Below are 20,787 nucleotides of genomic sequence, written 5' to 3'. Positions count from 1 at the left end.
CGGAACGCTCCTACTGTGTCGGACACGACACATCGGCATTGCGCCGATGTGAACGAGTCCAATGAAGAGGTGAGTCCGGGTGCGGACCGTCGACCCCCTGCACGTCCGCCTGTTGCGGTTGCTCCGCGACGAGGGGGCCGTGTCCCGGGCCGAACTGGCCGACCGGCTCCAGATGCCCCGCCCGCGGCTGTTGGCCGAGCTGGATCGACTGGTCGCGTTGGGCTACGTCGCCGAAGCCGGGCTGGCCGCCTCCCGGGGCGGACGTCGCTCAACGCTGGTCGAGCTGAACCCGAAGCTGCGGTTCGCGGCCGTCGACCTGGGCGCCAGCTCGATGGACGTCGAGGTGGTCAACGGCCGCCTCGAACCGGTGGCGCACTACGCCGAAGCCGCCGACATCCGCAACGGACCGAAGGTGACCCTGCAACGGGTCAACGAGCTGCTGCAGAAGGCCAAGGTCGACGGCGCGTACGAGCGGCTGGACGCGGTGGGCATCGGTGTGCCCGGCCCGGTCAGCTTCCGCGACGGCGTCCCGGTCTCGCCGCCGATCATGCCCGGCTGGGACCGGTTCCCGGTGCGCGAGCTGCTCAGCCGGGAGCACGGCTGCCCTGCGGTGGTCGACAACGACGTCAACATCATGGCGATCGGTGAGCGACACGGCGGGGTGGCCCACTCGGTGGACGACTTCCTCTTCGTGAAGATCGGCACCGGAATAGGGTGCGGGATCTACCTCACCGGCGAGGTCTACCGGGGCACCGACGGCTGCGCCGGGGACATCGGCCACATCCAGGTCGACGCGCACGGTCCGATGTGCTCCTGCGGCAACGTCGGCTGCCTGGAGGCGTTGTTCAGCGGCGCCGCGCTGGCCAAGGACGCCACCGCCGCCGCCCGCAGCGGGGTGTCGCCGGCGCTGGCCGAGCGGATGGCCATGCGCGGCGTGGTGACCGCTCTCGACGTCGCCGAGGGCGCCGTCGAGGGGGACGTGACCTGCATCCAGCTGATCCGTGACGGCGGACGGCGGGTCGGTGGGGTGCTCGCCGGCCTGGTCAGCTTCACCAACCCGTCGATGATCGTGATCGGCGGCGGGCTGGCCCAGCTCGGGCACATCCTGCTCGCCGAGATCCGCAGCGTCGTCTACCGCCGGTCGCTGCCGCTGGCCACCGGAAACCTGCCGGTCGTGCTGTCCGAGCTCGGCGGTCGGGCCGGCGTCGCCGGCGCGGCGGTGCTCGCCAGCGACGTCGCGTTCGCGGAGGCCACATGAGCCCGCAGTCGCGAGCCGGAGAACCGTCGTGAGCGAGGAGGAGACCGTGGCCCAGTCCGAGGAGAACGTCGCCACCGAGCCGACGGACACCGGCACCGACGCGCCGTTGATCGAAGCCCCCGCCGACACCGTCGCCGGTGAGGTCGTCCTGCGCCTGACCGACGTCGTCAAGACCTTCCCCGGGGTACGCGCCCTGGACGGTGTGCAGCTGGAGGTACGCGCGGGCGAGGTGCACTGCCTGCTCGGGCAGAACGGCGCCGGCAAGTCCACCCTGATCAAGGTGCTGTCCGGCGTGCACCAGCCGGACTCCGGCGAGGTCGAGTGGCGCGGCGAGCAGGTCACCTTCGCCAATCCGCAGGCCGCCATGCGCGCCGGCATCGCGACCATCTACCAGGAACTCGACCTGGTCGAGGATCTCTCGGTGGCGGAGAACGCCTTCCTCGGCCACGAGCACCGCAGCTTCGGGTTCGTCCGGCGCGGCCGGATGGCCCGGCACACCCGGCAGATCCTCGGCCGGCTCGGCCACGGCGAGATTCCGCCCGGGCGGATGGTCCGGGCGCTGCCGGCCGCCGGCAAGCAGATCGTCAGCATGGCGCGGGCGCTGTCGCACGAGGCCCGACTGATCATCATGGACGAGCCGAGCGCGGTGCTGGCCCACGACGAGGTCGGCAACCTGTTCCGGATCATCCGCGAGCTGACCGCACAGGGCATCGCGGTCATCTACATCTCCCACCGCCTGGAGGAGATCCGCGAGATCGGCGACCGGGTCACCGTACTCAAGGACGGCCGGACCACGGCGGCGAACCTGCCGGCACGCGACACCCCGACCCGTGACCTGGTCAGCCGGATGACCGGCCGGACCATCGAGTACGTCTTCCCGGACCGGCCGACCGACGACACGGTCGGCGCCGAGCTGCTCCAGGTGGAGGGGCTGACCCGTCCCGGCGAGTTCGCCGACGTCTCACTCGACGTCCGCGCCGGGGAGATCGTCGGCATCGCCGGCCTGGTCGGCTCCGGCCGCTCCGAGCTGCTGGAGACCATCTACGGCGCCCGCGCCGCGGAGGCCGGCACCGTCCGGATGGCCGGTCGGGTGCTGCGTCCGGGCAGTGTCGGCGCGGCGGTGCGGGCCGGCATGGGGATGGCCCCCGAGGAACGAAAGAGCCAGGCGCTGCTGCTCGGTGAACCGATCTACCGCAACGTCACGCTGGCCACCTTCGGCCGGTACGCGCGGCTCGGCTTCACCGACGCCGCTAAGGAGCGGGCCGAGGCCGACCGGATCGCCGAGAGCCTGGAGCTGCGGCCCCGGGACGTCGGCCGGCCGGTGCGCACCCTCTCCGGCGGCAACCAGCAGAAGGTGGTGGTCGGGCGCTGGCTGCTCGGCGGCACCAGGCTGCTGCTGCTCGACGAGCCCACCCGGGGCGTGGACGTGGGCGCCCGGGCTGAGCTCTACCAGGTCATCCGGGCGTTGGCCGCGCAGGGCGTCGGGGTGCTGCTGGTCTCCAGCGAGGTGCCCGAGGTGCTCGGCCTCGCCGACCGGGTGCTGGTGATGCGGGAGGGTCGGGTCGTCCGCGAGGCCCCGGCCGGCGAACTCGACGAGAACACCGTGCTCGACCTCGTGATGGCGGGGTCCCTGATGGAAGGCGCACCGGCATGAGCGACGCGACTCCCACTCCCACCGCGACACCGGAGCGCCCGCAGCTTCCTGCGCAGTCTCCGCCGGTGGACCCGGCGGAGACGGCGGCGGCCGGCGACACGACGGCATCCAGGGGCCGGCTCTCCTGGTGGCGGGGTGAAAACGGCGACGGCGTCAAGCGCAACCTCGGTCTGATCGGGGTGCTGGCCGCGCTCATCCTGGTCGGCGCGATCACCAAGCCCGACCTCTACGACGACCCGACCTGGGTCTGGAACAACATCCTGGCCATCCTTCAGCTGGCCTCCGTCGTCGGCGTGGTCACGGTCGGCATGACCTTCGTGATCATCGGCGGCGGGATCGACCTGTCGGTCGGAGCGATCGTCGCGCTGGCCGGCGTCTGGTGCACGACGGTGGCCACCCAGAGCTACGGCGCCGGCGGCATGATCTTCACCGCCATCGTGGTCGGCATCTGCGTGGGTCTGGTCAACGGCGTGCTCATCTCGTACGGGCGGCTGGTGCCGTTCATCGCGACGCTCGCGATGCTGGTGGCCGCTCGCGGGCTCGCGGCGTCGATCTCCAACAAGCAGACCCAGGTGTCCAGCAGCACCTTCATCAACGACATCGCGGCGCGCAAGGTGATCGGGATTCCGATCCTGGTCTACATCCTCGGCGCGGTGGTGGTGGCCGGGTGGATCCTGCTCAACCGGACGACCTTCGGTCGGCGGACCATCGCGGTCGGCGGTAACCCGGAGGCCGCGCGGTTGGCCGGTATCAACGTCCGCCGGCACACCATGCTGCTCTACGCGCTCTCCGGCCTCTGCTGCGGCATCGCGGCCATCATGCTCACCTCCCAGGCCACCTCGGCCCAGGCGGCGATGGCCAACCTCTACGAGCTGGACGCGATCGCCGCCGCGATCATCGGCGGGACGCTGCTCAGCGGTGGCCGGGGCACGATCGTCGGCTCACTGCTCGGCGTGATCATCTTCGCCACGATCACCAACCTCTTCGCCATCAACGGCCTCTCCATCGAGGCGCAGAACATGGTCAAGGGCGGCATCATCGTCGCCGCCGTCCTGGTCCAGCAGTTCCAGTTCAAGTCCTTCACTCGGCTCCTCGCGCGGAACAGGCTCACCACCACAACCTGACGCACCGCACGTTGTTCCTGGCGACGTCGAGACATTCGACAGTGGCCGGACCTCGCACACCCTCAACAACTCCATTCCCGTTCCCAGGAGGTCGGCATGACCCAGCACAGTCGCGACCTGTCGCGCCGTCGGTTGCTTTTCGGTGGGGCCGCCGTCGGCGCCGCCACCCTGCTCACCGCCTGCACCAGTAACGAGACCCCGGCGGCGAGCACGCAGACCAAGGCCGCCGGTGACGGCGCCGGCAACAACGCCCCGGGCAAGAAGGTCGTCATCGGCTTCTCCGCCCCGGCCGCCGACCACGGCTGGATGGGCGCGATCCACGCCAACGCCAAGGCGCAGGCCGCCGCGTACTCCGACGTCGAGCTCAAGGAGGTCGACGGCGGGACGACGTCGGAGGCGCAGCGCTCCACGCTCGGCACGCTGATCGCACAGAAGCCGGACATCATCGTCGTGCTGCCGCACGACGGCAAGGAGGTCAACGCGGTCGCTCTCCAGGCGATGCAGGCGGGCATCCCGATCGTCAACCTCGACCGGGTCTTCCCCGACGCTCTGGCGTCGCGGCTGGTCATCAAGGGCGACAACTACGGCATGGGCGTGTCCGCCGGGCACTTCATCGGCAAGCAGCTCAAGGACAAGGGCGTCACCAACCCGGTCATCGGTGAGATCGCCGGTCTGGAGATCCCGCTGACCGTCGAGCGCAGCGCGGGCTTCACGGCGGCCCTGGCCACCTACGGCTTCAAGGTGAACAACCGCCGTTCGGCCGAGTTCACCTCGGACAGCGGCCAGCGCGAGGCGGCTCAGCTGCTCCAGGCGCTGCCCAAGATCGACGCGATCTGGAACCACGACGACGACCAGGGCATCGGTGTCCTTGCCGCCATCAAGCAGGCCAACCGCTCCGAGTTCTTCATGGTCGGCGGCGCGGGCTCGAAGCTTGCGATCGACGCGATCAAGGCCGACAACAGCGTGCTCAAGGCGACGGTCACCTACAACCCGTCGATGGCCTCGTCGGCGATCTCGCTCGCCCGGCTCATCGCGCAGGGCCGGGGCCTGGGCGACTTCACCGAGCTGCAGGTGCCCAAGGAAGTGACCCTCGCCTCGGAGACGATCACCAAGGAGAACGCGAGCAGCTACGAGAAGCTCGGGTTCTGACACACGGGGGGAGACCCACCTTGTCCACGACAGACAGAGAACTGCGGGTCGGCATGGTCGGCTACGCGTTCATGGGCGCCGCGCACTCGCAGGCGTGGCGCACCGTGAACCGCGTGTACGACCTGCCGGCGCGGGCCCGGATGGCGCTGATCTGCGGCCGGGACACCGGGAAGGTGGCGGACGCCGCCGACCGGCTCGGTTGGGACGCGTACACCACGGACTGGCGTGACCTGATCAGCCGGGACGACATCGACGTGGTCGACGTCTGCACCCCGGGCGACAGCCACGCTGAGATCGCCCTCGCCGCGTTGGCCGCCGGCAAGCACGTGCTGTGCGAGAAGCCGTTGGCCAACACGGTGGCCGAGGCGCGGGCGATGGCCGCCGCGGCGGACACCGCCCGGGCAGCCGGGGTGCGGTCGATGTGCGGGTTCAACTACCGCCGGGTTCCCGCGGTCACGATGATGCGCCAGTTCGTCGCCGACGGACGACTCGGGGTGATTCGACACGTCCGAGCGACGTACCTGCAGGACTGGATCGTGGACCCGCAGTTCCCGCTGGTGTGGCGGTTGCAGAAGGACAGGGCGGGCTCCGGCGCGCTCGGCGACATCGGCGCGCACATCATTGATCTGACCCAGTTCGTCACCGGCCAACGGATCACCGGTGTCAGCGCGGTCACCGAGACCTTCGTCAAGGAGCGGCCGTTGCCGGCCGGGTCCAGCGGGTTGGCGGCCTCGGTGGACGGCGGTGGGTCGGCCGACGGCAACGCCTCGGCCACCGGTGCGGTCACCGTCGACGACGCCGCGGTCTTCGTGGCCCGGCTCGACGGTGGCGCGTTGGCCACGTACGAGGCGAGCCGGTTCGCCACCGGCCGCAAGAACGCCCTGCGTGTCGAGATCAACGGCTCGCTGGGCACCGTGGTCTTCGACCTGGAACGCCTCAACGAGCTGGAGTTCTACGACGCCACCCGGCCCAGCGTGGAACAGGGTTTCAGCCGCATCCTGGTGACCGAGGGGGAGCACCCGTACATGTCGGCGTGGTGGCCGCCCGGCCACATCATCGGCTACGAGCACTCCTTCACCCACCAGATGCGCGACTTCATCGAGGCGGTCGCCACCGGCGTCGACCCGGCTCCCTCCTTCGCCGACGCGTTGCAGGTCCAGCTCGTGCTGGACGCGGTGACCCGTTCGGCGGAGATCGGCTCCTCGTGGACCGAGGTGCAACCGGCGCTGGCCGCGGTGGCCGTCTGACCTCTGACCATCCGCGATGGTGGTGTTCGCGCCGCCATCGCCCGACCGGCTTTCCGGAGTCGACCGGCGAGGGACCGGCCGCGGTTTGCGCCCCGCGGCCGGGACGAGGTCGGCACCGGAGGGCGTGCAGCCGGGCCGTACGGCCCGGTGGCGCACGAGCAGGACGGTCGTCCGGTGCGTCCGGACCGGGATTCCCCGGCCGCACCGGAGGACCGCCACCACCCCCGGCGATCCGGAGGACCTGATGGCACCGCCCGCCGCTGCCCCCACCCGTACCGCTTCCGCTCGCCGACGTCCGGCGGGCCGTACACCGGTCGACGATCCGGTGGGCACGGCGGCCTGAGACGTCCGGTCGGGGCACGCCGACGCCCCGGTCGGCCGGATGCGGGGGAGGCAGGGTCGAGACGCCGACCGACCCTGCCTACCAGCCCCGTCTGCCCGCACCCGTGCCGGGAGCCGGCCCGGCGTCGTCGCCGCCGACGCCGATGTCGGGATCCGGTGCCATCCCGGTGCGGGGCGGGCGGGCGGGGCCCATTCACCCAGGGCGTATCTTTTCGAGAAATATTTTGATATTCCTATATTTAGTTACATCGAGGGTTCCTCCTGAACGGGAAGGAGCACCATGCGTACGGGTGTCTGGTTGGTGGGTGCGCGCGGTTCCGTCGCGACCACCAGCATCGTCGGAGGGCTCGCGCTGCGAGCCGGCCTGGCCGGGCCGACCGGCTGCGTCACCGAGCTGCCGGAGCTGCGCGGCCCCGCCCTGCCGTCCTTCGCCGATCTGGTCTTCGGCGGGCACGACCTCGCCACCACCCCACTGTGCAAGCGGGCCGAGGCGCTGGCCGACAGCGGTGTCGTCCCCGGACGGCTGGTCGCCGCGCTCCCGGACGAGCTGGCCACCGTCGAGCGGGAGCTGCGCCCCGCGCCGGTCGGCGCCACCCAGGCCGACCGGGCCGCCGCCGTGGTGCGCGACCTCACCGCCTTCCGTGAGCGGCACGCACTGGACCGGGTGGTGGTCGTCAACGTCTCGGCCACCGAACCGGCTCCCGCACCGCATCCCGGGCACGCCGATCCGGAGGCGCTGCGCGTCGCCCTCACCGGCCCCGACGAGGTGCTGCCGTCCAGCTCCCTGTACGCGTACGCGGCGCTGCTGGCCGGCTGCCCGTACGTCGACTTCACCCCGTCCACCGGGCTGCGGCTGCCGGCGCTGACCGCGCTGGCCGAGCAGGTCCGGCTGCCGTACGCGGGGCACGACGGCAAGACCGGGGAGACCCTGGTCAAGTCGGTGCTCGCGCCGATGTTCGCGATGCGGAACCTGGCCGTGCGCTCCTGGTCCGGGGTCAACCTGCTCGGCGGCGGCGACGGCGCCACCCTCGCCGACCCGGCCGCCAACGCGGCCAAGGTGCAGAGCAAACAGCGGGTGCTCGGCGAGACGCTGGGTTACCTGCCCCAGGGCGGCACGCGGATCGAGTACGTCGAGGACCTGGGCGACTTCAAGACCGCCTGGGATCTGATCACCTTCGCCGGCTTCCTCGGCACCGGGATGCGCATGGAGTTCACCTGGCACGGCTGCGACTCGGCGCTGGCCGCGCCGCTGGTGCTCGACCTGGCCCGGCTCACCGCCGCCGCGCACGCCGCCGGGCGCGTCGGGCCGCTGGCCGAGCTGGGCTTCTTCTTCAAGGATCCGCTCGGCACACCGACCCACTCGCTGGCCGAGCAGTGGACCCGGCTGGTCGACTTCACCCGCCAGTTGCACGCCGGCCGGGACGGTGCCCATGACCACGCTGGCTGACCTCGCCGAGCTGGTCCGGGCGCCGGCGGCGCTCTCGGTCCCCGGCGACGTGGTCGCCGGCGCGGCGGCGGCTGGCACGCTGGACCGACGTACCCCCGCCCTGGCCGGCGCCTCGGTGCTGCTCTACTGGGCCGGCATGGCCGCCAACGACTGGGCCGACCGGCGGTTGGACGCCGTCGAGCGGCCCGAACGACCCATCCCCAGCGGTCGCGTCGCCCCGGCCGCCGCGGTCGGTCTCGCGGCCGGCCTCACCGCCGCCGGCCTGGGCTTGGCCGCCGCCGTGGGCGGTCGCCGCGCCGCCGCGCTCGCCGTGCCGCTGGCGGCCAGCATCTGGGGGTACGACCTGCTGGCCAAGAACACCGCGGCCGGACCCGCCGTGATGGCCGCCTGCCGGGGGCTGGACGTGCTGCTCGGCGCGTCCGGCGGTCGGCTGACCCGGGCGCTGCCGGCGGCGGCGACCGTCGCCGCGCACACCTGGACGGTCACCGCGCTGTCCCGCCGCGAGGTCACCGGCGCCGACGCCGCGCTGCCACTGCGCACGCTGGCCGGCACCGCCCTGGTCGCCGCCAGCGCCGCCGCACCCGCCGGCCGGGCCCGGTCGGTCGGGCTCGTCGCCGCGCTGCCCGCGATACTGTCCGGCTGGTACGCCGCCCGCTACGGCGCGGCCCAGGCCCAGGTGGTCCGCGACCCGTCGGCCGGGCGGGTACGCGCCGCGGTCGGCGCCGGGATCACCGGACTGCCCGCCCTGCAGGGAGCGCTCACCGCGCGCGGCGGAGCCGGCCTGCTCGGGTTGGCCGTCGCGGGGGCGGCACCGCTGGGCCGGCGGCTGGCCCGGAAGGTCTCCCCGACATGACCGCCCCCCAGCCACGCACCGCGCCGCCGGCCGCCGACGCTCGGACGCTGCGCCTCGGGTACGGCACCAACGGCTTCGCCAACCACCGGCTCGACGACGCGCTGGCCGTCCTCGCGGACCTCGGCTACGTCGGGGTGGCGCTGACGCTCGACCACGACCACCTCGACCCGTTCGCGCCCGGTCTCACCCGCCGGGTCGCGGCGGTGGGCCGGCGGCTGAACGCGCTGGGCCTCGCGGTGGTGATCGAGACCGGAGCCCGCTACCTGCTCGACCCGTGGCACAAGCACGCACCGACGCTGCTGCACGACGACCCGACCCGGCGGGTCGAGTTCCTGCGCCGGGCCGTCCGGATCGGCGCCGACCTGGGCGCGGAGGCGGTCTCCTTCTGGGCCGGCGTCCGGCCCGACGCGGTACCGGCGCAGACCGCCTGGGACCGGCTGGTGGCCGGCTGCGCCACCGTGGTCGACGCCGCCGACGCCGCCGGTGTCACCCTCGGCTTCGAACCGGAGCCGGGGATGCTGGTCGAGGACATCGCCGGCTGGCGTCGGTTGCGCGCGGCGCTCGGTGAGCCGGGCCGCTTCGGCATCACCCTCGACATCGGGCACTGCCGCTGCCTGGAGCCGTGGCCGGTGCCGCAGTGCGTCGCCGAGGTGGCCGCGCACCTGGTCAACGTGCAGATCGACGACATGCGCCGAGGCGTGCACGAGCACCTGGAGTTCGGCGCCGGCGAGATCGACTTCCCGCCGGTGCTGACGGCCCTGGCGCAGGCCGGCTACCGCGGGTTGGTCGCCGTCGAGCTGCCCCGGGACTCGCACGCCGCGCCCGCCGTGGCCGCCCGGTCGATCGAGTTCCTGCGCGCCGCCGCTGCGACGGCGGCGGCCCGGAGCACCACCGCGATCGTGACGGCGACCGGCCGGCGCAGCGAGGACGAGGTGCCCATGGGTGCCCTTTGCTCTGCTTCCACGGACGCACCAGCGGCCGTCCGATATCCGGACAGTGGCCGTCGCGTGGAGTGAAGCAGAGCAAAGGGCGCACCTGGGGTGCCTGCGGAGCAGCACGAGGGAGGAGACGGGATGACACCGGATTCACTACGGGCCGCACTGCGGGGCGTACCCGATCCCGACTGGCTGGAGACGGCGCTGCGCCGGGTCGCGGCCGAGCCCGGCGCGATCAGCCGGCTCTTCTCGGCCACCGGCCGGCGCTGCGGCCGCGCCGCACTGCCCGACGCACCCGGCTGGACGGCCGACGACGCGGCCCGGGTGCTGTTGCTCACCGCCCTGCCCGCTGACCACGCCCAGCTCGCCGACACGCTCTACCGGAACGGCGACGCGGCCGAGCGGCGGGCGGTGCTGCGCGCCCTGCCGCTGCTGCCGATCGGTGCCGCCGGGGTGCCGCTGCTGCACGACGCCATCCGGACCAACGACACCCGGCTCGTCGCCGCCGCGCTCGGCCCGTACGCGCGGCACCTCGACCCGGCGGCCTGGCGACAGGCGGTCCTCAAGTGCGTGTTCACCGGCGTGCCGCTGGCCGTCGTGGCCGACCTGGACGCCCGCGCCGACGGTGAGCTGGCCGCGATGCTGGCCGCGCTGGCCGCCGAGCGGCACGCCGCCGGCCGGGAGATGCCCGCCGACGCCACCGACCTGCTCGACCGGCTCACCGCGCACAGCGGAGGGACCGGCACCGTCGACCGTCCCACCCCCACGGAGGCGTGATGCGCATCTTCGACCCGCACATCCACATGACCTCACGCACCACGGACGACTACGAACGGATGGCCGCCGCCGGCGTCCGGGCCGTGGTGGAGCCGGCGTTCTGGCTGGGCCAGCCCCGCACCAGCGCCGCCTCGTTCGCCGACTACTTCGACTCCCTGATCGGCTGGGAGCCGTTCCGCGCCGGGCAGTTCGGGGTGCGGCACCACGCCACCGTGGCGCTGAACCCCAAGGAGGCGAACGACCCGCGCTGCCGGCCGGTGCTCGACCTGCTGCCGCGCTACCTGGACAAGGACGCGGTGGTCGCGGTCGGCGAGATCGGGTACGACTCGATGACCCCGGAGGAGGACGACGCGTTCGCCGCGCAGCTCGCGCTGGCCGTGGCGTACGACCTGCCGGCGCTGGTGCACACCCCGCACCGGGACAAGGCCCGGGGCGTCGAGCGGACCCTCGCCGTGGTCACCGAGTCCGGCATCGAGCCGGGCCGGGTGGTGGTCGACCACCTGAACGAGGTGACCGTCAAGCTGGTCCGGGACACCGGCTGCTGGCTGGGCTTCTCCATCTATCCGGACACCAAGATGTCTCCGCCGCGGATGGTGGAGCTGCTGCGGGAGTACGGCACGGAACGGATGCTGGTCAACTCGGCCGCCGACTGGGGGCGCTCGGACCCGCTGCTGACCCGGGCCACCGGCGAGGCGATGCTGCTGGCCGGGTTCACCGATGACGACGTCGACCAGGTGCTGTGGCGCAACCCGGTGCAGTTCTACGGGCAGTCCGGCCGGCTCGACCTGACCGACCTGGAACTCGCGGCCGTGGACCCGGGGACCGGCAACTCGATCCTGCGCGGCGGCAGCTGATGCGGCTGCGGCACGCCGGCGGCGACACCGTGCACCTCGGCTACTGCACCAACGTGCACCCCGCCGAGGACCTCGTCGGCATCCTCGCCCAACTGGACACCTACGCCGTGCCGGTCCGCGCGGCGCTCGGCGGCGACCTGCTCGGCCTCGGCCTGTGGCTGGCCGCCCCGGTCGCCGCCGAGCTGGCCGCCGACCCGGCGCTGCGCCGTCGGCTGCGCGCCGAGCTGGACGCGCGCGGGCTGGAGGTGGTCACCCTCAACGGCTTCCCGTACGCGGCCTTCCAGGCGCCGGTGGTCAAGCACGACGTCTACCGGCCGGACTGGACCACCGAGCAGCGCCTGACGTACACCCTGGACCTGGCCCGGGTGCTCGCCGACCTGCTGCCCGACGACGCCGCCCGGGGCTCGATCTCCACCCTGCCGCTTGCCTGGCGGCAGCCCTGGGACGACGAGCGGGCCGACGCCGCGCGGCGCCGCCTCGACCAGCTCGCCGCCGGCCTGGCCGGGGTGCAGCGGGACACCGGCCGCCAGGTGCGGGTCGGCTTCGAACCCGAGCCGGGCTGCGTGGTGGAGAGCACCGGTCAGGCTGCCGCGCTGCTGTCCGGGATGGACACCGAGCGGTTGGGCGTCTGCCTCGACCTGGCCCACCTCGCCTGCGCCTGGGAGGAGCCGGCCGCGGCACTGGACCGGCTGCGGACGGCCGGCCTGCCGGTGGTCAAGGTGCAGGTCTCCGCCGCAGTCGAGGCGGCCGACCCGGCCGGCGGCGCCGACGCGCTGCGCCGCTGGGTGGAGCCGCGCTTCCTGCACCAGACCCGGGGGGCGGGCTGCGCGGGCGGAGCCGACCCGGCCGACCCGGCGTACGCGGCCGACGACCTGGACGCGGCGCTCGACGCGGCGCTGCCCGGCCCGTGGCGGGTGCACTACCACGTGCCCCTGCACGCCCCACCCGAGGAACCGCTCGGCTCCACCCTGCCGGTGCTGCGCGCCGCGCTCGCCGCGCTCTACGCCGGCCCGGCGGCCGGCTGTGACCATCTCGACGTGGAGACGTACACCTGGGGGGTGCTGCCGGCCGCGCGGCGGCCCGGCACCGACGCGGAGCTGGCCGCCGGCATCGCCGCCGAGCTGGCCTTCGCCCGCGACGAGCTGGTCGGCCTGGGCCTGACCCCGGAGCTGACCAGGGCCAGTGCGGGGGTGCCGCGATGAGCCGGCGACTGGTGGTGCTCGACGTGGTCGGGTTGACCCCGCGACTGCTGGCGCACATGCCCCGGCTGCGCGGGGTCGCCGACGGCGGCTTCCGGGCCGAGCTGGGCACCGTGCTGCCCGCGGTGACCTGCTCGGTGCAGTCCACCTTCCTCACCGGCGAGCCGCCGAGCGGGCACGGGATCGTCGGCAACGGGTGGTATTTCCGGGAGCTGGGTGAGGTGCTGCTGTGGCGGCAGCACAACGCGCTGGTCGGCGGGGAGAAGCTCTGGCAGGCGGCCCGGCGGGCCGAGCCCGGCTACACCGTCGCCAACGTCTGCTGGTGGTACGCGATGGGCGCCGACGTCGACTGGACGGTCACCCCGCGCCCCGTGTACTACGCCGACGGGCGCAAGGAACCGGACTGCTACACCGACCCGCCGGAGCTGCACGACGCGCTCACCGGTCGGCTGGGCACCTTCCCGCTGTTCACCTACTGGGGGCCGACAGCCGGGCTGCCCTCGTCGCGGTGGATCTGCCGGGCGGCCGAGCAGATCCTGGCCGACGTGTCGCCCGACCTGACCCTGGTCTACGTCCCGCACCTGGACTACGACCTGCAACGGCACGGCCCGTCCTCCCCGCAGGCGGCGGCCGCGGCGGCGGAGCTGGACACGGTGCTCGGGCCGCTCCTGGACGCCGCCCGGGCCAGCGACGCGACCGTCGTGGTGCTCTCCGAGTACGGCATCACCGACGTGTCCCGACCGGTGGACGTCAACCGGCTGCTGCGCGCCGAGGGGCTGCTGCGGGTGCACACCCAGGCGGGCATGGAGTACCTCGACCCGTGGACGTCCCGGGCGTTCGCGGTCGCCGACCACCAGGTCGCGCACGTCTACGTACGGGACCCGGCCGACGTCCCGACGGTGGCGAAGCTCTGCGCCGGGCTGCCCGGGGTGGCCGAGGTGCTCGACGCCGAGGGCAAGGCCGCGCACGGGCTGGATCATCCACGCGCCGGTGAGCTGGTGCTGGTGGCCGAGCCGGACGCCTGGTTCACCTACTACTACTGGCTGGACGACGCCCGCGCGCCGGACTTCGCCCGGCTGGTGGAGATTCATCGGAAGCCGGGGTACGACCCGGCCGAGCTGTTCTTCGACCCGGCCGCGCCGGGGGCGGCGAAGCGTCGGGCGGGCGTCGCGCTGGCCCGCAAGAAGCTGGGCATGCGCTACCTGATGAGCGCGGTCGGCCTGGACGCCGGAGCCCGGGCGGTCCGCGGCTCGCACGGCCGGTTGCCGACCGACCCGGCGGACGCGCCGGTGCTGCTCTGCTCCGACCCGGCCGCGGCCCGGGAGCGGATCGCCGCCACCGAGGTCAAGGAGCTGCTGCTGGAGCTGGCCGGGCTGACCCGCGGCGGTGGCGCCGACGCGGACGGGCCGGGGGAGGGGCCATGACCGTCACGGTCGCACCCACCGACGCGAGCGGGCTGCGGGCGCGCTTCGACGCGGAGCTGGCCGGGTTCCTCGACCGGCAGGGCCCGGACTGGCCGGACGGCGCGCCACGCGGCGTGTTCACCGCGTTGCACCGGTTCGTGCTGGCTGGCGGAAAGCGGCTACGCCCGCTCTTCTGCTACTGGGGTTGGCGCGGCGCCGGGGCGCCCGATGGCACCCCGATCGTGGTGGCCGCCGCGGCACTGGAGCTGTTCCACGCGTTCGCGTTGATCCACGACGACATCCTGGACGGCAGCGACCGCCGCCGGGGCGAGCCGTCGGTGCACCGGCTCTTCGCCGACCTGCACGCCCGCTCGTCCTGGCGCGGCGACCCCGAGGCGTACGGGCGCAACACGGCGCTGCTCTGTGGGGACCTCTGCGCGGCCTGGTCGGACCAGATGTTCCACGAGTGCGGCCTGAGCACCGAGCAGGTGCACCGGGGGTACGGGGTGTTCGCGTTGATGCGGACCGAGGTGATCGCGGGGGAATACCTGGACCTGGTGTCCGGGGTGGGCGACGGCTCGGTGGCCAGCGCGCTCACCGTGATCCGGATGAAGGCCGCCCGGTACACGGTGACCCGGCCGCTGCAGATCGGCGCGGCGCTGGCCGGCGCGGGACCGGAGCTGCTCGCCGCGCTCGGCGAGTTCGGTGACCCGCTGGGCGACGCGTTCCAGCTCCGCGACGACGTGCTGGGCGTCTTCGGCGATCCGGCGGTCACCGGCAAGTCAGTCCTCGACGACCTGCGGGAGGGCAAGCCGACGGTGATGATGGCGCTGGCCCGTAGCGCCGCTGATCGGCCGCAGACCGCCCGGCTGCGGGAGTTGTTCGGTAATCCGGCGTTGGACGCCGACGGCGCGGCGGAACTGCGCGGGATCATCGAGGCGACCGGCGCCCGGGAGCGCATCGAGCAGATGATCCGGGTCCGGACCGAGGCCGCGCTGGCCGCGTTGGAGAACGCGGCGGTGGCCGAGGAGGCCCGTTCCGCGCTGGTCGCGCTGGCCGCGCAGGCGATCGACCGCCGCGCCTGACCCGCCGGCGCGCGCCGGACACCGTTCCCCGGACATCGTCCGCGACGTCTGGGGAATGGCGCTTCCTGCCGACTTTCGATCGTATCGACGAAAGTTCACGGCGATCCACCGGAAGGTATAGACACATCGACACGTCGCGATTTAGTGTCGTGGCCAACACGACAATGTTTCGTCGAGGTGAACCGGCGGCGCGGTAACCCATCGGCATCCCCACCACCACCGCTACGGCATCCGGCGCGACGGCGCGCGCCCGGCCTGGCAGTCATTCGTCAGGAAGGGACAGCACATCATGTCCATCAAGGACGTACCCATCCACCGGTCCCGACGATGGTTCTCCACCGGATCGGCCCTGCTCCTGGTGGTCGCCGCCGGCACGGTGGCGCTCGGCGTCGGCCCGGCCGCGCTCGGTGGCCCGACCCCCGCCCAGGCCCACCCCATCAACGCCACGGACTTTCAGCAGGTCGAGCTGGCCCGCGGCGTGGCCGACATGGGTGAACCGATGTCGCTGGCCGTGCTGCCGGACCGCTCGGTCCTGCACACCGCCCGCAACGGCACGCTGCGTCGCACCGACGCCAACGGCACCACCTCGGTGATCGGCACCCTGCCGGTCTACACCCACGACGAGGAGGGCCTGCAGGGCGTCGGAGTCGACCCCAACTTCGCCAGCAACCGGCAGATCTTCCTCTACTACGCCCCGCCGCTCTCCACCCCCAGCGGCGACGCGCCGGCCACCGGCACCGACTTCTCGGCCTGGAACGGCGTCAACCGGCTCTCCCGGTTCACCCTCAACTCCGACTTCACACTCAACCAGGCGAGCAAGGTCGACGTGCTCGACGTCCCGGCCAACCGCGGCCTGTGCTGCCACGTCGGTGGGGACATCGACTTCGACGCCGCCGGCAACCTCTACCTGTCCACCGGCGACGACACCAACCCGTTCGAGTCCGCCGGCTACGCGCCGCTGGACGAGCGGACCAACCGCAACCCGGCGTACGACGCCCAGCGCAGCGCGGGCAACACCAACGACCTGCGCGGCAAGATCCTGCGGATCAAGGTGAACGCCAACGGCACGTACTCCATCCCGTCGGGCAACCTGTTCACGCCCGGCACGGCCAGGACCCGGCCGGAGATCTACGCGATGGGGTTCCGCAACCCGTTCCGGATCAGCGTGGACAAGGCCACCGGTGTCGTCTACGTCGGTGACTACGGGCCGGACGCCGGCTCCACCAGCTCCACCCGCGGCCCGTCCGGCCAGGTGGAGTTCAACCGGGTCGCCGCGCCGGGCAACTACGGCTGGCCGTACTGCACCGGCACCAACACCTCCACCGAGACGTACAACGAGTGGGACTTCGCCACCAACACCGGCGGGGCGAAGTACAACTGCACCGGCGGGCCGACCAACAACTCGTTCCGCAACACCGGCCTGCCCACCCTGCCGCCGGCCCAGCCGGCCTGGATCCGGTACGCGGGCGACGCCGGCACCCCGCCCGAGTTCGGCGGCGGCTCCGAGTCGCCGATGGGCGGCCCGGTCTACCGCTACAACGCCTCGTCCACCTCGACGACGAAGTTCCCGCAGTCGTTCGACGGGCAGTTCTTCGCCACCGAGTTCGGCCGCGGCTGGATCAAGCCGATCCACGTCAACGCGGACGGCTCCCGGGGCACCATCGACAGCTTCCCCTGGGTGGGCAAGCAGGTGATGGACTCGGCGTTCGGCCCGGACGGCGCGTACTACGTGCTCGACTACGGCACCGGCTACTTCAACGGTGACGCCAACTCCGCGCTCTACCGCTTCGACTACGTGGCCGGCGGCAACCGGGCGCCCAACGCCACGGCCAGCGCCAACCGGACCTCCGGGGCGGCGCCGCTGGCGGTGACGTTCTCCTCGGCCGGCTCCTCGGACCCGGAGGGCGGCGCGCTGACGTACTCGTGGAACTTCGGTGACGGCACCGGCTCCACGGCGGCCAACCCGTCCAAGACCTATACCGCCAACGGCACCTACACCGCGACGCTGACCGTGCGGGACCCACAGGGCGCCACCGGCACCGCCAGCGTGGTGATCAACGTGGGCAACACCGCGCCCACGGTGACCATCAACAACCCCGGCAACGGGCAGTTGTTCAGCTTCGGCGACACGGTGCCGTTCAGCATCACCGTGACCGACCCGGAGGACGGCACGATCGACTGCACGAAGGTCAAGATGACCTACGTCCTCGGGCACGACCAGCACGGTCACCAGATCACCTCGAAGACCGGCTGCTCCGGATCGATCACCATCCCGGTCGACGGTGAGCACGACGACGCGGCGAACATCTTCGCCATTCTCGACGCCGAGTACACCGACGCCGGTGGGCTGACCACGCACACCCAGCACACGCTGCCCCCGCGGCACCGGCAGGCCGAGTTCTTCGGCACCTCGTCCGGGATCAACGTGTTCAGCAAGACCCCGGCCGAGGGTGGCAAGACCGTCGGCGACATCAACAACGGCGACTGGATCGCGTTCCAGCCGTACCGGTTGGGCAACGTGACGTCGTTCAGCGCCCGGGTCTCCTCGGCCGGTGCCGGCGGCACAATCCAGGTGCGGGCCGGCTCGGCCACCGGCACGGTGCTCGGTTCGGCCACGGTGCCGGTCACCGGAGGCTGGGAGACCTTCACCACGGTGACGGGGGCGATCACCAACCCGCCGACCGGCACCACGACGCTCTACCTGACCTTCGCCGGGTCGGGCACCGGCGCGCTCTACGACGTGGACGCGTTCACCCTCACCACCGGTACCCCCTCTGGCGGAGGCGGCGCGATCAAGGGCCTGGCCGGCAAGTGCCTGGACGTGCGCAACGCCGCCACCGCCGACGGCACGCAGATCCAGATCTACACCTGCAACGGCAGCGCGGCGCAGACCTGGACGGTCACGCCGAACTCGACGATCAGGGCGTTGGGCAAGTGCCTCGACGTCTCGGGTGGGGGTTCGGCCGACGGCACCAAGATCCAGCTCTGGACCTGCAACGGGACCGGCGCGCAGAACTGGGCCGCGCAGGCCGACGGCACGGTCCGCAACGTCCAGTCCGGCAAGTGCCTCGACGTCTCGGGAAACAACTCGGCGGACAGCACCGCCGTGCACCTCTGGACCTGCACCGCCGCCGCGAACCAGAAGTGGACCCTGCCCTGAGTTGAAAGGAAGGGCCCCTTGTTAACGCCTAGTGTTGTACAAGGGGCCCCTCCTAACCGTTCTTAGGAGAGCGATATGCGCAGACTCCTGCGACCCATCCTCGGCGCGGCCACCGCCGTCCTCGCCGTCCTCGCCTGTACGACCCCGGCCAACCCGGCCAGCGCCGCCGACGCCCCCTACGACGTGCTGGTCTTCTCCAAGACGGCTGGCTTCCGGCACGACGCGATCCCGGTCGGCATCCAGACCATCCGCGACCTGGGCGCGGGGAACAGCTTCACCGTCACCGCCACCGAGGACGCCGCCGCCTTCACCACCGCCAACCTCAACCAGTACGAGGCGGTCGTCTTCCTCAACACCACCGGCGACGTGCTCAACGCCAGCCAGCAGACGGCCTTCGAGTCGTACATCGGCTCCGGCCGGGGGTACGTGGGCGTGCACGCCGCCGCCGACACCGAGTATGACTGGCCGTTCTACGGCAACCTGGTCGGCGCGTGGTTCGCCTCGCACCCGGCCATCCAGCAGGCCGACGTCAAGGTCGAGGACCGGGGGCACGCGGCGACCGCGCACCTGCCGCAGACCTGGACCCGCACCGACGAGTGGTACAACTACCGGACCAACGCCCGGTCCACGGCCCACGTGCTGGCCACCCTGGACGAGTCGTCGTACTCCGGCGGCGGGATGGGCGCCGACCACCCGCACTCCTGGTGCAAGAGCTACAGCGGCGGCCGGTCGTTCTACACCGGCGGTGGGCACACCCAGGCGTCGTACGCCGAGCCGGCGTTCCGGGCGCACCTGCTCGGCGGTATCCGGTACGCGGCCGGTCGCAGCAAGGCGGACTGCCGGCCCGAGACCGGCTACACCCCGCTCTACAACGGCTCGACCAGCGGCTGGTCGCAGGCCGGTCCGGGCAACTTCACCAACTCCGACGCCACCCTCACCTCGGTGGGCGGGATGGGATTGTTCTGGTACAACGCCAAGCAGTTCACCAACTACTCGCTGAAGCTGGACTGGAAGCTGGCCGGCGACGACAACTCCGGCGTGTTCATCGGCTTCCCGCCCTCCAGTGACCCCTGGTCGGCGGTGGACAACGGCTACGAGATCCAGATCGACGCCACCGATGCGGCGGACCGCACCACCGGGTCGGTCTACACCTTCAAGTCCGCCGACATCGCCGCCCGTGACGCGGCGCTGAACGCGCCAGGGGAGTGGAACGCCTACGAGCTGCTGGTCGAGGGTGAGCGGTTGCAGATCTTCCTCAACGGCGTGAAGATCAACGACTTCACCAACACGAACCCGGTTCGTTCGCTGGCCGGGCACATCGGTATCCAGAACCACGGCACCGGCGACGACGCCTCGTTCCGCAACATCCGGATCAAGGAGCTGGGCACCACGCCGCCGCCGACGGGGAACACCACCGTCCAGGCGGAGGCGTTCAGCTCGGCCAACGGGGTCACCCCGTTCACCAAGGCGGGCGCCAACGGTGGCCAGACCATCGGCTACATCGACCCGGGTGACTGGGCCGCGTACAACGGTGTGAACCTGACCGGGGTCACCTCGTTCACGTCCCGGGTCGTCTCGGGCGGCGCGGGCGGCACCATCCAGGTGCGTACCGGTTCGGCCACCGGCCCGGTGCTCGGCTCGGTCGCGGTGCCGAACACCGGCAGCTGGACCACCTTCGCCAACGTCACCACCGCGCTGTCCGGTGTCCCGTCCGGCGCCCAGAACCTCTACCTCACCTTCACCGGGAGCGGCACCGGGCTCTTCGACGTGGACGACTTCACCCTGGTCAGGGGCGGCGGTGGCGGCACGCCGGGAGTCGGCCCGATCAAGGGCCTGGGCGGCAAGTGCCTGGACGTGCGCAACAGCGGCACCGCCGACGGCACCCAGATCCAGATCTACACCTGCAACGGCAGTACGGCGCAGACCTGGACCGTGACGCCGAACTCGACGGTCAAGGCGCTCGGCAAGTGCCTGGACGTGTCCGGCAACGGCACCGCCGATGGCACCAAGATCCAGCTCTGGACCTGCAACGGCACCGGGGCGCAGAACTGGGCGGCCCAGGCCGACGGCAGCCTGCGCAACACGTCGTCGAGCAAGTGCCTCGACGTCTCCGGGAACAACTCCGCGGACAGCACCGTCGTGCACCTCTGGACCTGCAACGGCGCGGCCAACCAGAAGTGGACGCTGCCCTGATCCGCTGAGCCTGGAGGGCCGCCGGTCACGGCTGACGGTCCCTCCGGGCCACCCGCCCCAGCGCAGACCATGCCCGGCCGAGTGTGCCCCGCCCGGCCGGGCATGGT

The 20,787-nt window shown here is 72.3% G+C and carries 15 protein-coding genes; all 15 read left to right on the top strand.

Translation table 11 applies throughout. From position 1 onward, the window contains the following. The first annotated feature begins 79 nt into the window (after positions 1 to 79). The 15 genes from ACWD5O_RS25085 to ACWD5O_RS25015 all read left to right on the top strand — a co-directional run bounded on the left by ACWD5O_RS25085 (position 80) and on the right by ACWD5O_RS25015 (position 20,680). Positions 80 to 1,258 (top strand): ROK family transcriptional regulator, encoded by a 1,179-nt coding sequence (locus ACWD5O_RS25085; RefSeq protein WP_354965542.1) that lies wholly within the window; start codon positions 80 to 82, stop codon positions 1,256 to 1,258. A 106-nt stretch (positions 1,259 to 1,364) separates the two neighbouring features. Next, entirely contained in the window at positions 1,365 to 2,912 is a 1,548-nt protein-coding gene (locus tag ACWD5O_RS25080) for a sugar ABC transporter ATP-binding protein (protein WP_354965650.1), read from the top strand. Beyond that, positions 2,909 to 4,036 carry an ABC transporter permease gene (locus ACWD5O_RS25075; protein WP_354965541.1) on the top strand — a complete coding sequence of 376 codons (1,128 nt, stop codon included), beginning with the start codon at positions 2,909 to 2,911 and terminating at the stop codon, positions 4,034 to 4,036. The genes ACWD5O_RS25080 and ACWD5O_RS25075 overlap by 4 nt, the downstream gene beginning before the upstream one ends. 96 nt (positions 4,037 to 4,132) lie before the next feature. Further along, positions 4,133 to 5,185: a substrate-binding domain-containing protein gene (locus ACWD5O_RS25070; protein ID WP_354965540.1), complete on the top strand. Its 1,053-nt coding sequence runs from the start codon at positions 4,133 to 4,135 to the stop codon at positions 5,183 to 5,185. Positions 5,186 to 5,238: 53 nt separating this feature from the next. Then, the gene (locus ACWD5O_RS25065; RefSeq protein ID WP_450086745.1) at positions 5,239 to 6,432 is read left to right on the top strand and encodes a Gfo/Idh/MocA family protein; all 1,194 of its coding nucleotides are present in this window, start codon (positions 5,239 to 5,241) and stop codon (positions 6,430 to 6,432) included. 622 nt (positions 6,433 to 7,054) lie between these two features. Beyond that, positions 7,055 to 8,221 (top strand): inositol-3-phosphate synthase, encoded by a 1,167-nt coding sequence (locus ACWD5O_RS25060; RefSeq protein WP_354965538.1) that lies wholly within the window; start codon positions 7,055 to 7,057, stop codon positions 8,219 to 8,221. Beyond that, positions 8,205 to 9,074 (top strand): SCO3242 family prenyltransferase, encoded by an 870-nt coding sequence (locus ACWD5O_RS25055; protein WP_450086735.1) that lies wholly within the window; start codon positions 8,205 to 8,207, stop codon positions 9,072 to 9,074. Before ACWD5O_RS25060 ends, ACWD5O_RS25055 begins: the two co-directional genes overlap by 17 nt. Further along, positions 9,071 to 10,090 carry a sugar phosphate isomerase/epimerase family protein gene (locus ACWD5O_RS25050; RefSeq protein ID WP_450086734.1) on the top strand — a complete coding sequence of 340 codons (1,020 nt, stop codon included), beginning with the start codon at positions 9,071 to 9,073 and terminating at the stop codon, positions 10,088 to 10,090. The genes ACWD5O_RS25055 and ACWD5O_RS25050 overlap by 4 nt, the downstream gene beginning before the upstream one ends. Before the next feature lie 57 nt (positions 10,091 to 10,147). After that, a complete protein-coding gene (locus tag ACWD5O_RS25045; RefSeq protein ID WP_450086733.1) occupies positions 10,148 to 10,786 on the top strand; it encodes an EboA domain-containing protein in 639 nt (212 codons plus the stop codon). Continuing rightward, positions 10,786 to 11,640: a TatD family hydrolase gene (locus ACWD5O_RS25040; protein WP_450086732.1), complete on the top strand. Its 855-nt coding sequence runs from the start codon at positions 10,786 to 10,788 to the stop codon at positions 11,638 to 11,640. Before ACWD5O_RS25045 ends, ACWD5O_RS25040 begins: the two co-directional genes overlap by 1 nt. Continuing rightward, positions 11,640 to 12,842 carry a metabolite traffic protein EboE gene (eboE, locus tag ACWD5O_RS25035; RefSeq protein WP_450086731.1) on the top strand — a complete coding sequence of 401 codons (1,203 nt, stop codon included), beginning with the start codon at positions 11,640 to 11,642 and terminating at the stop codon, positions 12,840 to 12,842. The genes ACWD5O_RS25040 and eboE overlap by 1 nt, the downstream gene beginning before the upstream one ends. Further along, the gene (locus ACWD5O_RS25030) at positions 12,839 to 14,263 is read left to right on the top strand and encodes an alkaline phosphatase family protein (protein WP_450086730.1); all 1,425 of its coding nucleotides are present in this window, start codon (positions 12,839 to 12,841) and stop codon (positions 14,261 to 14,263) included. The genes eboE and ACWD5O_RS25030 overlap by 4 nt, the downstream gene beginning before the upstream one ends. Further along, positions 14,260 to 15,327 carry a polyprenyl synthetase family protein gene (locus tag ACWD5O_RS25025; RefSeq protein ID WP_450086729.1) on the top strand — a complete coding sequence of 356 codons (1,068 nt, stop codon included), beginning with the start codon at positions 14,260 to 14,262 and terminating at the stop codon, positions 15,325 to 15,327. Before ACWD5O_RS25030 ends, ACWD5O_RS25025 begins: the two co-directional genes overlap by 4 nt. A 289-nt stretch (positions 15,328 to 15,616) precedes the next feature. After that, entirely contained in the window at positions 15,617 to 18,487 is a 2,871-nt protein-coding gene (locus ACWD5O_RS25020) for a PQQ-dependent sugar dehydrogenase (protein ID WP_450086728.1), read from the top strand. A 75-nt stretch (positions 18,488 to 18,562) separates the two neighbouring features. Further along, positions 18,563 to 20,680 (top strand): ThuA domain-containing protein, encoded by a 2,118-nt coding sequence (locus ACWD5O_RS25015; RefSeq protein ID WP_450086727.1) that lies wholly within the window; start codon positions 18,563 to 18,565, stop codon positions 20,678 to 20,680. Positions 20,681 to 20,787 lie beyond the last annotated feature (107 nt).

It is taken from the genome of Micromonospora sp. NPDC005161 (genome assembly GCF_053599855.1).
The sequence above is the reverse complement of the archived record's forward strand: the minus strand, read 5'-3'. Positions and strand labels throughout refer to the sequence as shown.